The 12,255-nt window shown below is 36.1% G+C and carries 13 protein-coding genes; 10 read left to right on the plus strand and 3 right to left on the minus strand.

Annotation, left to right across the window (positions count from 1 at the left end; all coding sequences use genetic code 11):
* Positions 1 to 138 precede the first annotated feature (138 nt).
* The 7 genes from K8089_RS04660 (at position 139) to K8089_RS04690 (ending at position 6,469) form a co-directional block, all read left to right on the plus strand.
* Positions 139 to 2,292 (plus strand): TonB-dependent receptor, encoded by a 2,154-nt coding sequence (locus K8089_RS04660; RefSeq protein ID WP_237602122.1) that lies wholly within the window; start codon positions 139 to 141, stop codon positions 2,290 to 2,292.
* Positions 2,293 to 2,546: 254 nt separating this feature from the next.
* On the plus strand, positions 2,547 to 3,206 hold the full coding sequence (locus K8089_RS04665; RefSeq protein WP_237602123.1) for a hypothetical protein: 660 nt from the start codon (positions 2,547 to 2,549) through the stop codon (positions 3,204 to 3,206).
* Between the two features lie 70 nt (positions 3,207 to 3,276).
* Positions 3,277 to 4,605 (plus strand): 2TM domain-containing protein, encoded by a 1,329-nt coding sequence (locus K8089_RS04670; protein ID WP_237602124.1) that lies wholly within the window; start codon positions 3,277 to 3,279, stop codon positions 4,603 to 4,605.
* 99 nt (positions 4,606 to 4,704) lie between these two features.
* Positions 4,705 to 5,013 (plus strand): 2TM domain-containing protein, encoded by a 309-nt coding sequence (locus K8089_RS04675; protein ID WP_237602125.1) that lies wholly within the window; start codon positions 4,705 to 4,707, stop codon positions 5,011 to 5,013.
* 1 nt (position 5,014) lies between these two features.
* The gene (locus K8089_RS04680; protein ID WP_237602126.1) at positions 5,015 to 5,332 is read left to right on the plus strand and encodes a 2TM domain-containing protein; all 318 of its coding nucleotides are present in this window, start codon (positions 5,015 to 5,017) and stop codon (positions 5,330 to 5,332) included.
* Positions 5,333 to 5,347: 15 nt separating this feature from the next.
* Positions 5,348 to 5,656: a 2TM domain-containing protein gene (locus K8089_RS04685; protein WP_237602127.1), complete on the plus strand. Its 309-nt coding sequence runs from the start codon at positions 5,348 to 5,350 to the stop codon at positions 5,654 to 5,656.
* A gap of 57 nt (positions 5,657 to 5,713) precedes the next feature.
* Positions 5,714 to 6,469, plus strand: a complete 756-nt coding sequence (locus K8089_RS04690) for a LytR/AlgR family response regulator transcription factor (protein ID WP_237602128.1) — start codon at positions 5,714 to 5,716, stop codon at positions 6,467 to 6,469.
* A 1-nt stretch (position 6,470) separates the two neighbouring features.
* On the opposite strand, the gene K8089_RS04695 is transcribed toward K8089_RS04690, so the two are convergent.
* Complete coding sequence (locus K8089_RS04695; RefSeq protein ID WP_237602129.1) at positions 6,471 to 7,694, minus strand: LETM1-related biofilm-associated protein; 1,224 nt, start codon at positions 7,692 to 7,694, stop codon at positions 6,471 to 6,473.
* Between the two features lie 149 nt (positions 7,695 to 7,843).
* Here K8089_RS04695 and K8089_RS04700 point away from each other — a divergent pair, with 149 nt between their 5' ends.
* From K8089_RS04700 to K8089_RS04710, 3 genes are all read left to right on the plus strand, one after another.
* Positions 7,844 to 8,530 (plus strand): DUF4331 family protein, encoded by a 687-nt coding sequence (locus K8089_RS04700; protein ID WP_237602130.1) that lies wholly within the window; start codon positions 7,844 to 7,846, stop codon positions 8,528 to 8,530.
* 29 nt (positions 8,531 to 8,559) lie between these two features.
* Positions 8,560 to 9,186 (plus strand): DUF4331 family protein, encoded by a 627-nt coding sequence (locus tag K8089_RS04705; protein WP_237602131.1) that lies wholly within the window; start codon positions 8,560 to 8,562, stop codon positions 9,184 to 9,186.
* Positions 9,187 to 9,279: 93 nt separating this feature from the next.
* The gene (locus tag K8089_RS04710) at positions 9,280 to 10,557 is read left to right on the plus strand and encodes a tetratricopeptide repeat protein (RefSeq protein WP_237602132.1); all 1,278 of its coding nucleotides are present in this window, start codon (positions 9,280 to 9,282) and stop codon (positions 10,555 to 10,557) included.
* Positions 10,558 to 10,824: 267 nt separating this feature from the next.
* On the opposite strand, the gene K8089_RS04715 is transcribed toward K8089_RS04710, so the two are convergent.
* Together K8089_RS04715 and K8089_RS04720 are read right to left on the minus strand one after the other, a co-directional pair.
* A complete protein-coding gene (locus tag K8089_RS04715) occupies positions 10,825 to 11,619 on the minus strand; it encodes an anti-sigma factor (RefSeq protein ID WP_237602133.1) in 795 nt (264 codons plus the stop codon).
* A 6-nt stretch (positions 11,620 to 11,625) separates the two neighbouring features.
* Positions 11,626 to 12,159, minus strand: a complete 534-nt coding sequence (locus K8089_RS04720; protein ID WP_237602134.1) for an RNA polymerase sigma factor — start codon at positions 12,157 to 12,159, stop codon at positions 11,626 to 11,628.
* Positions 12,160 to 12,255: the final 96 nt, after the last annotated feature.

Genomic DNA, 12,255 nt, shown 5'->3' on the forward strand with positions numbered 1-12,255 from the left:
TACTGAAATCTTTTATTGATAGAAAAACCTTAAAGTTTTACTACAATTGGGTATTCAAATTTTACAGTTCGGTTTGTTTTTTTCTGAAAAGAGTCACTGAAACTTCACCTTTGACCTGAAAATTAAATCAACCAACACATGAAAATTTTAGTCCATACTTTTTTACTCGCTATTTTTCCAAGCTTATTTTTTGCGCAAACCAATATTTCAGGAATGGTTTTAGACACTAAAGGAGTGCCAATTTATGGCGCAAATGTTTACTTGGAAGGTGCTTACGACGGAAGCACTTCAGATGAAAACGGAAAATTTTCTTTTGAAACTTCCGAAACCGGCGTACAAACCTTAGTTGTTTCGTATGTTTCTTTTGAGGCTACCAAGATTACCGAAGACATAGCGAAAATGCACGATCTTAAAATTCAACTTCGCGAAGATGTGAATTCTTTAGAAACCGTAACCATTTCCGCAGGTTCTTTTTCGGCGGGAGATAATAGCAAAATTTCAGTTTTAAAACCTTTGGATATTGTTACTACGGCAGGCACTTTGGGCGATTTTGTGGGTGCGCTGCAAACTCTGCCCGGAACTACAACTGTTGCCGAAGACGGGCGTCTTTTTGTTCGCGGTGGCGATGCAGACGAAACACAGATTTTTATAGACGGAATTCGCGTTTTTACGCCCTATTCGCCAACGACCAATAACGTGCCGGCGCGCGGACGTTACAGTCCGTTTTTGTTTGACGGCATTACGTTTTCAACCGGCGGATATTCTGCCGAATACGGACAGGCGCTTTCCTCAGTTTTACTTTTAAACACAATTGATGAGCCAGGCCAAGAAAAAACAGATATTGCGCTAATGACTGTTGGTGGCAGTCTGGGGCATACCGAAAAGTGGAAAAAAAGTTCATTAAGCGTGAATGCCGCATATATAAATTTGGCTCCTTATTTCGTCCTTTTTCCAGATAGAAACGATTGGAAAAAACCTTTTGAAACGGCTTCCGGCGAAGCAGTTTTCCGTCAGCGAATAGGGGATGGGTTGCTGAAAATATACGGCGCTTTTGATACTTCGGACTTTGAACTTACACAGGAAGATATTAATAATCCCGAGGGAGCGCAATTTAAACTCAATAACAAAAACTTTTACACCAACGCCAGTTACACCAAAATGTTAAACAACAATTGGACAATTTTTGGCGGGGGAAGTTACACGCTCGGAAACACTAAAATTGGCATCGATGAAGCAGCGATTAAAGATGTTGAAAATTCTGCCCACTTAAAATTGAAATTGAAAAAACGTTTTAATAATCGTTTCATTTTAAATTTTGGCGCGGAACAATTTATTACCGATTTCGATGAAAATTACAACGATCCCGATTTTGCAGCGATGCTTGGTTTTTACAATAATATTTCGGCAGCTTTTACTGAAGCTGATATTATATTTTCACGAAAACTCGCGTTAAAACTGGGTGTTCGTGGCGAATACAGCGAACTGTTTAAAGAATTTACGGTTTCGCCGCGGGTTTCTTTCGCGTACAAAACTGGAAAAAACAGTCAGCTTTCTTTGGCTTACGGCGATTTCTTTCAGCAGCCGGATAGCGATGTGTTGAAATTCACAAATAAATTGGAAGCGCAGCAAACGCAACATTATATAATGAATTATCAATACTCAGCAAACAACAGAATTTTTCGCGCTGAAGTTTATAGAAAACAGTACAATAACCTTGTAACTTACAACGACGAATTTCCAAATGTAAATAGCAATTTTCAGAATAATGGCGATGGGTACGCACAAGGTTTAGACTTGTTTTGGCGCGACAATAAAACTTTGAAAAACATTGATTATTGGGTAAGCTATTCCTATTTAGATACCGAGCGGAAATACAAAAACTATCCTGTGGAAGCTACGCCCAGTTTTGCAAATACACACAATCTGTCAGTAGTTGCAAAATACTGGATTAACGATTGGAAAAGCCAAATAGGTTTCAGCTACCAATACGGCAGCGGACGAACATACACAGATTTGAACACTCCCGGATTTCTTCAAAATAAAACAAAAAGCTACAATAATGTGAGTTTAAATTGGGCGTATTTGCTGTCGCAACAACAAATACTTTACGTGTCTGTAAACAATGTTTTCGCCACCAGAAACGTGAATGGATACCAATACGCAAACACCGCAGATGCAAACGGAAACTTTGCGAGAAGGGAGTTGCTTCCTGCGGCAGATCAATTCTTTTTTGTTGGCTTTTTCTGGACAATTAGCGACGACGGAAAAGATAATCAATTGGATAATTTATAAAATTCACAATTCATCTGTAAAATTCAACAGTTCGGTTTATCAATTTTTTATAACTGAGGGTTTTAAAGGAAATTTGAACTCAATATTAACTATTAAAACAAAAACGAATGTTAGGTATACTTTTAAGAAAACAGAAAAAAGTAAAAACATTAAACGTTTTACTTTTCATAAGCGCACTTCTTTTAATAGGAGGAATTATTATGATTCTTCTTTAAAAAACTAAACTAATAACCAACAAATTAAATTTAAAAATCATGCAAAATGTAATTACTTACCTCACCATCTTTTTAACAGCCTTAGTGATGCAGGCACAAACTGATTCAGCAGTTAATACTGAATCCGCACCCACCAAATATCAACAAGGAATGCAAAAGGCTTTTCAGCTTTGGCAGGAAAATAAATCTTGGGAAGCCGCCAATGTGTTTGAACGCATTGCCGTAGCAGAAACCGATAATTGGTTGCCGCCGTATTACGTAGCGCAGATAAACGTTATTAACAGTTTTACCGAAAAAGACGGCACTAAATTGAAAGCACAATTAGACAAAGCTCAAAACTTTATAAACGATGCCACGGCGATTTCAAAAGACAACCCAGATTTGTTGGTTTTACAAGCGCAATTGTACACGGCCTGGATAGTTTACGACGGGCAACAATACGGAATGACCTATTCTGCAAAAGCTTCAGAACTTTACAGTAAAGCACTTGCGCTGGCGCCAGATAATCCGCGTATAATTTTGGCAAAGGCCGAGTGGGATATGGGCGGTGCAAAATATTTTGGCCAGTCTCTTGAGCCATATTGTAAAGACATTCAACGGGCAATAGATCTTTTTGCTACCTTTAAACCGGCAGGTGAATTTTACCCAAGTTACGGGGAAGAACGTGCCAAGCAAATTAAAGCAAAAAGCTGCAATTAAAAATCTTGCTGCGAGGATACAAAATGAAAATATTTTTTGTCTCTTCGCAGTAAAATAATAAAATATTTCAATGCGAATTTTAAAGGATTTTCTCAAAGCATTTTCGGTTGGATCGCTTGTATTTATTATACTTGGCGTAATTCAGTACGCCAATGGATACGAGTTTACAAGCGTTAGAGAACTACTCATAATGTTTCTTTACAACCAGTTGTATGCTGTTGTTCTTTATATGGCAAATGCATATTATTTTGGGTTTTTGCTAGAAAAATTTCCGAATCAAGTTTTTAAAACGAAGAATCTTTTAAAAGGAATTGTCGGTGGAATTTTCGTCACACTTTTAGGTATATTTTTTATTCGCATAATCACCGAAGTACTTATTGAAGGAAGAAGTTTTTCAGAATTTCTTGCTGCTGAAAAGGTTGCGTATTATTACATTTCGTTTATTATTTCGGTTGTAGTTACCGCTGCATTTTACACGTATTATTATTATCGAAACAAGCAGCAATCTATTGTAACAGCACAAAAAATTATTGCCGGAACTGCTTCGGCAAAGTTTGATGCACTAAAAAATCAATTGGATCCGCATTTTCTTTTCAACAGTTTAAATGTGCTTACCAGTTTGATTGAAGAAAATCCCGAAGCCGCAACGCGTTTCACAACTTCACTTTCAAAAGTATATCGCTATGTTTTGGAACAAAAAAGCAAGGAGCTGGTAACGTTGGAAGAGGAACTGAATTTCGCCAAACTTTATATGTCGCTTTTGGCAGTTCGGTTTGAAGATAGTATCGTTTTCACAATGCCTGAAAAATTAGAGAATCCGCAAGCGAAAGTGGTTCCGTTATCGCTTCAGTTATTGTTGGAAAACGCTGTAAAACACAATCAAGTTATGCCATCGAAAAAGCTTTACATAACTATTTCGGAAGAAAATGGCAGCTTAATTGTCACCAATAACAGGCAACCAAAGCAGGTTTTAAAGGAGAGTACTGGCGTTGGTTTGCGCAACATTCGCGATAGGTATTCGCTTTTAACCGAACGTCCTGTTGCTATTAAAAATACCCAAAGGGAGTTTCGTATTTCAATTCCAATTTTGGGAGAAAACATTAAAATTATGAACACATCACAAACATTTATTTCAGAAAAAAAATACAGACTTGCCAAAAAACGGGTTGAAAAACTAAAGGGTTTTTATTTGCACTTGACCATATATCTACTATTTGTACCAGTTTTTATTTACTTAAATTATATTTCCAGAGCAGGATTTCCGTGGGCTATTTTCCCAATTGTGGGGTGGGGCATGGGCGTTACAGGTCATGCTGCCGAAACGTTTGATTACAATCCGTTCTTCGGAAAAAATTGGGAAGAACGTAAAATCCGCGAATTAATGGATAAAGACGAATAAATTACAGTTCGCACTAATAAATATACAGTTGGGTAGCTTCATTTTTTTTAACCATTCAATCTTGAGTATTTTTATACTGTAATTAAAACAACACCAATTATGGAAATTGAAGAGAAGGATAATAAGTATTACAGAGCCAAAAAACGGGTGGCAGAGATAAAAAAATTCTACACCAGTCTTATGTTTTACGTTGTGTTTATCTGCGCTTTGGCAGGTTTAAATTATTACGTAAACGAACTGCGCAACCCTTGGTTTTTATGGGCCGCTTTTGGATGGGGAATTGGTATTTTCTTTCAAGCCGTGAAAGCCTTTAAATGGACGCCTTTTGTTAATAAAAACTGGGAAGAGAGAAAAATGAAGCAGTTTATGGAAGAGGAAGAAAAAGCCAATAAAAACAACTGGGAATAAGATGGAAAATCTTGTAGATATAAAATTGAAAAATGCTCGAAACAGAGTAGAAGCACTCAAAGGTTTTTACAATCATTTGATGTTTTACAGTATTGTAAATATTTTTTTATTTATAGTTCGTGGAAACATATTGCAGTTTTTTCAGAATCAGGTTACAGATAAAAATTTTATAGATTGGGTAGATTGGAATATTTTAATAGTCCCCATATTTTGGGGAATTGGCTTACTCTTTCACGCCGCAAAAGTCTTTCAATATAAATTGAAGTTTATTAAAAACTGGGAAGAAAAACAATTGAAAAATTTTTTAAAAGAAGATTAAAAACAAACTATAAAAATGGAAACGCAAAAAAGTTTGGCATATTTAAGAGCGAAGAAAAAAGTAGAAACACTAAAGGAATTTTACAGTCATTTGGTAGTTTTTATTCTTATTAATACAGGAATTATCCTCGTTTCTGCAAATGTTTTTAACGCGCAAGAAATAGACTTTAAACAATGGAGTAATTACGTAACCCTCTTTTTTTGGGGGATTGGATTGGTCTTTCACGCTTTGTATGTTTTGTACGTAATGAAGTTTAAAAATAATTTTTTAACTAAGTGGGAAGAGAAGAAAATAAAACAATTTTTGGAGGAAGAACAACCTTGAAAATAAATTCCAAAAAAATAAATATCAAATTTTTCGAAATAACGAATTAACAACCAAATGAACGTATTAATCATTGAAGACGAAAAGCCTTCCGCACGTTACCTTCAGCGTATGTTAGAAAAACAGGAAGTAACTGTAAGCCAAATGTTGCACAGCGTTGGCGAAGCGGTGGAATGGTTTCATAATAACGAACACCCCGATTTAATTTTTCTCGACATCCAGTTAAGCGATGGTCTTTCTTTCGAAATTTTTGATGCCGTTGAAGTAAACAGCGCCATTATTTTCACCACTGCATTTGATGAATACGCGTTACAGGCATTTAAACTAAATAGCATCGATTATTTACTGAAACCTATAGATGAAGAAGAATTGCAAACCGCCGTTGAAAAATACAAAACCTTTAAACCCAACCCTAAAAATGTTCAATTAAATTTTGAGGACATAAAAAAACTACTTGTAAATCCTGTTGAACGCGAGTATAAAAAGAGGTTTACAACCAAAATTGGTCAGCACATTAAAATGATTTCGGTAGATGAAATTGAGTGTTTTTATTCCGAAAATAAAGGAACGTATGCACACACCATTGATGGCCGTGATTATCTTTTGGAAACGACTTTGGAGCAATTGGAAAACGAACTTTCACCCGAAACTTTTTTCAGAATAAGTCGCAAATTCTATATAAACATCAATTCAATAAAAGATATAATTTCATATACAAACTCTCGGCTTCAACTGAAACTGAACAGTTATAAAGAGCAGGAAGTAATTGTTGCCCGCGAACGCGTGAAGGACTTTAAACTGTGGTTAGAATAAGCTAATCTTCATTATTAAATCTGTCTATTCTATTTTCCTGAAAAGACGAAGGTAAAAGTTTGGGAATAAATTTCACTAAAAGTGGTAAAAGCACGGTCCCGCCGGGAAGTAGGAAAATAGTAAGCGATGGAATTGTTTTGCAAACATCCAGCAATTGTTCTTTCACTTTCGATTTTTCTTCCGCGGTTAAATCGCGAACCGTTGAGTGTCCTAATAGCACAACCAATTCGCCACTTTCTTCCAGTTCGCGCGCCAAACGATCTTTATTTCGAATAATTAAAAGCTTCACTGTTGAAGCAGATTGCTTGTAAAATTGTTTTACTGGATGCGAATATTCAAAGAGCAGTATCTTTTCGGTATATTTTTGTGAAAATGAAATTAGCGCCAAAAGGCTGCTTTGCAATTCTTTTTTTGAGAGATTGAGTGTAACCAATAATTGTTGCAAAAACTGGTGCTCCACTTCGTCCATCTTCAAATCTTCATAAACGGTGAGGCAACACAAATCCAACAAATAGTTTTTTTCTAAAGAATCTTCGTTACTTTTTAAATAGTTTAAACTGTCTAAAAAGGTAGCCACTCCGCCATCAGTTTCGTCAATAATATATTCGGAAGAAGTTTCAAAAAGTTCAATTAAAAGCTTGTCGTATTTGGTTTTAACGCTTTTCGACTTTAAAGTGTAAAAACAACCGGTAAGTGCTGCAGTTTCCAGTTGCTTGTAATAATTTTTAGCAGAAGTTGGATCTAAAAGCCACTGTTTATAGGCTAAGACATCTAAGTATAGCAGCGAATAAGTTAAAAGCGAAACTGTGTTTTTCTTCAACAAAGTGTTTGCCTCCTGCAATCTTGTGGACAGAATATGTTCCAACACATTTGATGGACTTTGTGCAAGTGAAAACTTTTTAAAAAAACTAGCCCTCCTTTTTTCAAGATGTTCGTAGAATAATATAATGCTATTTATTGCCTCATTATTGGTTGCAGATTTATTTTTTTCGTAAAATTGATAGAATAACGCGTGAAAAAGATTTATTTTGGTGAGTTCCTCCTTGGTAAGTTTTAAATTGCCAAGCGATTTCTTTGGCAAAGCGGAAACCGAAACCCCATAAATAAAACCTGTTTCCTTTAGTGCTGTATAAAATGTTTGTTCGTTTTTAAAAGGCACGAGAAGGTCTTTCTTATCGAAAAGATTTAGAAATTTTAAAATCCAATCAGGTGCAGACGGGTTCATCGTTTTAAATTTTCACTATTTTAGAGCGGTCAAAGCTAATGTTTTTCGCATTAACAAAAGATTAACGCAACCTTAAAAACTATGCACTTACATTTAAACGTAAGTAATAGCATACAAGTAAAAATAAATAATATAAACCAACAAAAAAGATGAAAAAATCAAAACTTTTAGCAACAATCGGTGGATTGGGCGTAGCCGCTTTATCGGTATTTTTAATATCCGCAGATCATATTGATGCGCCTGCAGTTGCGGGAACTACGGCAGACATTACCGACTTTTATGCTTTTGAAGGAGAGAGCTCAAATAATTTTGTTTTTGTTGCCAACGTTCAAGGTTTGTTGCTTCCCGGACAACCTACCGATCAAGCCGAATTTGATGAAACCGTACTTTTGGAATTTAATATAGACGTAGATAACGATTTAAAGGAAGATTTGGTGATTCAAGCAATTAAGCGAGGCGATTCTATGTATTTCTTTGGTCCTTCGGCACCCGCAATGCAAGGCTTGGAAAGTACTATTGCAACTTCTACACGAAGAAGCGTTCAAATTTCTACCAAAGACGATGTACAAATTGCCGAGCAAGACGGAATGAAATTCTTCGCCGGACCGCGTGACGATCCTTTTTTCTTCGATTTTAACAAGTATAATGAAGTGTTAGCAGGAACAGCTACTAGTTTTGATGATCCTGGTACCGACACATTTGCCGGTACAAATGTTTTAAGTGTGGTTGTAGAGTTTCCAAAATCTATGCTACCTGCAGGAACGGCTGGTGTAAATCCTTTTGCCCCAACAACACCTATGTATAACGTGTGGGTTGAAGCCAAAAGAAAACAATAAAAATTGCTAACCATAAAAATTATAATAAGATGAAAACATATAAATATATAACCCTTTTTGCTGTATTTACCGCATCCTTACTATTTGTGCAATGTTCAGGTGAAGACGACAAAGTAATAACACAAGAAACCTGTACTGACGGAATTTTAAATGGCGATGAAACCGAAATAGATTGCGGGGGAACAGCTTGTGAACCCTGCGGGCAAACACTCGATTTTAGTGGAACTTATGTTCAAGAAGACCAAATGGGTCGTCCGGGAATAAATACCGTTTTTGGAACAGAAGGCTTTAAAGATGCGTTTAATGTAACGGTTCCTTCACAGATGCAAGCCGAATTTCAAACTAAATTTGAAACTAAATTATTGGCCTTGAACCCTGCTTATACCAGCAATGCACTGGGGTTAAATGCAGAGGTTTTTACAACAGTACTTTCTAATGATGTACTTTGGTTAGCGCAATCTGGAATTACTACCTATTTTAATGGAACAGAGGTTTTAACGGGAAGAGCATTAAGCGATGATGTAATTGATGTATCGTTACTTTTAATTTTTGGAGGTGCAGACGGAACTGAAAACCCTGGTTTAACCAGTGATGGCGTACCAACAAACGATGTTGCTTTTTCAAATAGCTTTCCATATTTGGCAGAACCTTTTTAGAAAGTTTAATTAAAATTCAGAAAAGAGAGCCGTTTTGGTTCTCTTTTTTGGTTTAACAAAAACGTTAACCAGCTTAAAACAATATATTTTGTTATGAAAAAACTTTTTGCAATAGCTGTTGCAGTGGTTCTTTTTGGATGCCAGGAAAAGGCTGAAAAAATTACAGACAGTAATGACTACAACCAATATTTAAGCACCAAAAACACGCCTTCAAAAGATGCCATTGAAACGCAGTTTGAATTTTGGCAGAAACGCTTCAACAATGATTCTACGCATTTAATGGAAATGAGCCGTCTGTCTGGAATACACGCAGCGCTTTTTGGGAGTACGGGCGATATTTCAGAATTGAAAGCTTCAGAGGCGTTGATTAAAAAATCACTAACTACTTCAGCTAGGAATAAGGACACTTATTTGCGAAGTTTGGCGCACAATTATATTTCGCAGCATCGTTTTAAGGAAGCGCAGGTTTTGTTGGATAGCGCATATACCTATCCCGACAATAGAAGAGAAACTGAAATGATGCTTTTTGACGTGGCGATGGAACTGGGCAATTACCAAAGTGCCGATACGCTCTTGGGAAAAATAAAAGACACTAAGGATTTCAATTACCTTATTCGCTTGGCAAAATGGAGCGATCATAATGGCAATCTTGATGCTGCCATTAAATATTTAGAACAAGCTCAGCAAATAGCAGAGGAGCGCAACAATAAAGATTTTAAACTATGGATTTACAGTAATATCGGCGACTTTTATGGACACGCTGGTAGACTTAAAGATTCGTATAATAGCTATTTAAAAACCTTAGCATTGGAGCCCGATAACCATTATGTAAAAAAACAAATAGCTTGGATAATTTATTCTTTTGAAAAAAATACTGAAGAAGCAAACCGCATTTTAGATTCAGTAATGGTGAATCATAAAGCGCCGGATTATCATTTATTAAAAGCCGAAATGGCAAATTTTGAAGGAAATACTTCCGAAGTAAAAAAGCAAAGAAATCTGTTTCTAAAAGCAGCTAAAAATCCAAATTACGGAGGAATGTACAATACGTATTTAATAAATGCATATACCGAAACAGCCCCAGAAAAAGCCTTGAAATTAGCCGAATCCGAAGTTAATAATCGCGCTACGCCCGAAACATATCAATTGTTAGCCTATGCTCAGTTGAAAGTAGGACAAAAAGAAGCGGCCTTAAAAACCATTGAAAATTACGTTGAAGGAAAAACGTCTGAGCCAAAGGCGCTTTTTCACGCTGCATTAATATACAAAGCAAACGGAATGACAGAAAAAGTAGCAGCATTAAAAGAAGAACTGCTGGAAGCAAGCTATGAGTTGGGACCAGTGACAACGAGAGAAATTATAAAACTCTAGTTTAATTAAAACCCTATTGCACTTTATTACGTAAGTATTATAGAGGTTGGTTATCTACCACGAAATTGGTAGATTTTACAAAACCAGATAATCTGGTTTTAGAGTTTTTTTGTTAGTTAAAGCGTTCGCAATTTGCGGGCGCTTTTTCATTTAAAGCCTATTTGAAAGTTTGGTCACTTGAAATAGTAGTTGGAAGAGGTACTTATCGAGTCAAAAAAAACCTACACGCAAATACGTATAGGTTTTTAATTCAATTTACTAATTCATTTAAATAGTTATCATTCCTAAAGTATATAGTTGAGATAAGGTTGGTGTTTCACTTCCGCCTTCGGGCTCTAATGTTATACCAAACGCTTCGGGGTCTGGAAAGTTTACAAATTTATAAATTCCTTCACCTATTTTGTTGTCGGCATCAATTAAACCTACACTCGTAGGAGTTAGTGGTTCCATTTTAAGCGACCAAACTTGGTAAACTTTTCCGCGCGGCGGCGTAGGTAAACCTTTGACGTCTATATAGGCCACGTTTTCTTTTTTATTCAAAAATACTTTTGCAAATGCATCGGGAGCGACGGCTTGATTTCCTGGTAGTGTATAAGCTTGGTAATCTTTAGAGCGTAAAACCTCGAGCACTTCCGCGTTTTCGGCAAGTTGATTTTCTGCTTTTGATTTTTCTTCGCGTAAGGTATTATTTTCAATGGTGGTTACTTTAAGCGATTTGTTTAAATCGTTGGTTTGTTTCAACATCCACATAATTCCGCCCATAAATAGTATTGCCGCAGCCCAGCCGGTTATTGCAGGCCAGTTTATCGCTCTAACTTTTGTACTTCCGGTATTTCCTGTTTTTCTAATTCTTTCTAAAATATACGACCAAGTCATGGCTTGTACGGGCGGGGCAACAGCTTCGGCCAAATGCAGTAACGACTTCTCTATAAGTTCTAACTCCCGTTTTACTTCTGGGAATTGGTTAACAGCCTTTTCTATTTCTAATGCCTCGTCCTCCGGCAAGGCGCCGCAGACGTACATTTCTAATTTTCCTGATGCTATTATTTCTTCGGGGTTCATAATATTTTATCCTAAGACTAGTACCCGTAATTCATTAATACAGGTTCTGTTTTTTGTTTTTATAGTTCCTAAAGGTATATCCAGTGTTTTTGAAGCTTCAACTTGTGTATAGCCCTTAAAATACAAGAGATCTATAATTTTTATACAAGTGGGTTTTAGCGCGTCAACAAACTTCTTTAAACCAATGGAGTTTGTAAATTTGTTTAAACTATCAGAGGATGATAATATATCTACGAAGTTTGACGTACTAAGGTTTTTTCTAGTGTTTTTAAATGCTTTTGAACGTGTTTCATCAATAGCTGTATTGCGCGCTATATTGAGCAACCACGTAAAAAAACGACCTTTATTTACATTATATGAACTTGCATTATTCCACACTTTTATAAATACATCTTGCAATAATTCTTCTGCAGTTTCTTCATCTAAAACGATGCTATAGATTATGCCGTAAATGGCTTCGCTGTACATTGTGTATAATTGGGAGAAAGCTTTTTCACTTCCGTTTTGCATCTCTTTAATGAGATCATTGGGTTGTTCCATAGAACCGTTTATTTTTTGTGAAGTAAATGTACCGAAATATTTAATTAAACATGGAAACAGAATAAAATTGTTTTTTTTACAAGTAAACTATGTTAA

The sequence above is a fragment of the Aequorivita vitellina genome (assembly GCF_022008365.1).
Classification (GTDB): domain Bacteria; phylum Bacteroidota; class Bacteroidia; order Flavobacteriales; family Flavobacteriaceae; genus Aequorivita; species Aequorivita vitellina.

Excerpts from the sequence above, each read along its gene's own strand:
- K8089_RS04660 (WP_237602122.1), top strand. The coding sequence starts at position 139 with ATGAAAATTTTAGTCCATACTTTTTTACTCGCTATTTTTCCAAGCTTA.
- K8089_RS04665 (WP_237602123.1), top strand. The coding sequence starts at position 2,547 with ATGCAAAATGTAATTACTTACCTCACCATCTTTTTAACAGCCTTAGTG.
- K8089_RS04670 (WP_237602124.1), top strand. The coding sequence starts at position 3,277 with ATGCGAATTTTAAAGGATTTTCTCAAAGCATTTTCGGTTGGATCGCTT.
- K8089_RS04675 (WP_237602125.1), top strand. The coding sequence starts at position 4,705 with ATGGAAATTGAAGAGAAGGATAATAAGTATTACAGAGCCAAAAAACGG.
- K8089_RS04680 (WP_237602126.1), top strand. The coding sequence starts at position 5,015 with ATGGAAAATCTTGTAGATATAAAATTGAAAAATGCTCGAAACAGAGTA.
- K8089_RS04685 (WP_237602127.1), top strand. The coding sequence starts at position 5,348 with ATGGAAACGCAAAAAAGTTTGGCATATTTAAGAGCGAAGAAAAAAGTA.
- K8089_RS04690 (WP_237602128.1), top strand. The coding sequence starts at position 5,714 with ATGAACGTATTAATCATTGAAGACGAAAAGCCTTCCGCACGTTACCTT.
- K8089_RS04695 (WP_237602129.1), bottom strand. The coding sequence starts at position 7,694 with ATGAACCCGTCTGCACCTGATTGGATTTTAAAATTTCTAAATCTTTTC.
- K8089_RS04700 (WP_237602130.1), top strand. The coding sequence starts at position 7,844 with ATGAAAAAATCAAAACTTTTAGCAACAATCGGTGGATTGGGCGTAGCC.
- K8089_RS04705 (WP_237602131.1), top strand. The coding sequence starts at position 8,560 with ATGAAAACATATAAATATATAACCCTTTTTGCTGTATTTACCGCATCC.
- K8089_RS04710 (WP_237602132.1), top strand. The coding sequence starts at position 9,280 with ATGAAAAAACTTTTTGCAATAGCTGTTGCAGTGGTTCTTTTTGGATGC.
- K8089_RS04715 (WP_237602133.1), bottom strand. The coding sequence starts at position 11,619 with ATGAACCCCGAAGAAATAATAGCATCAGGAAAATTAGAAATGTACGTC.
- K8089_RS04720 (WP_237602134.1), bottom strand. The coding sequence starts at position 12,159 with ATGGAACAACCCAATGATCTCATTAAAGAGATGCAAAACGGAAGTGAA.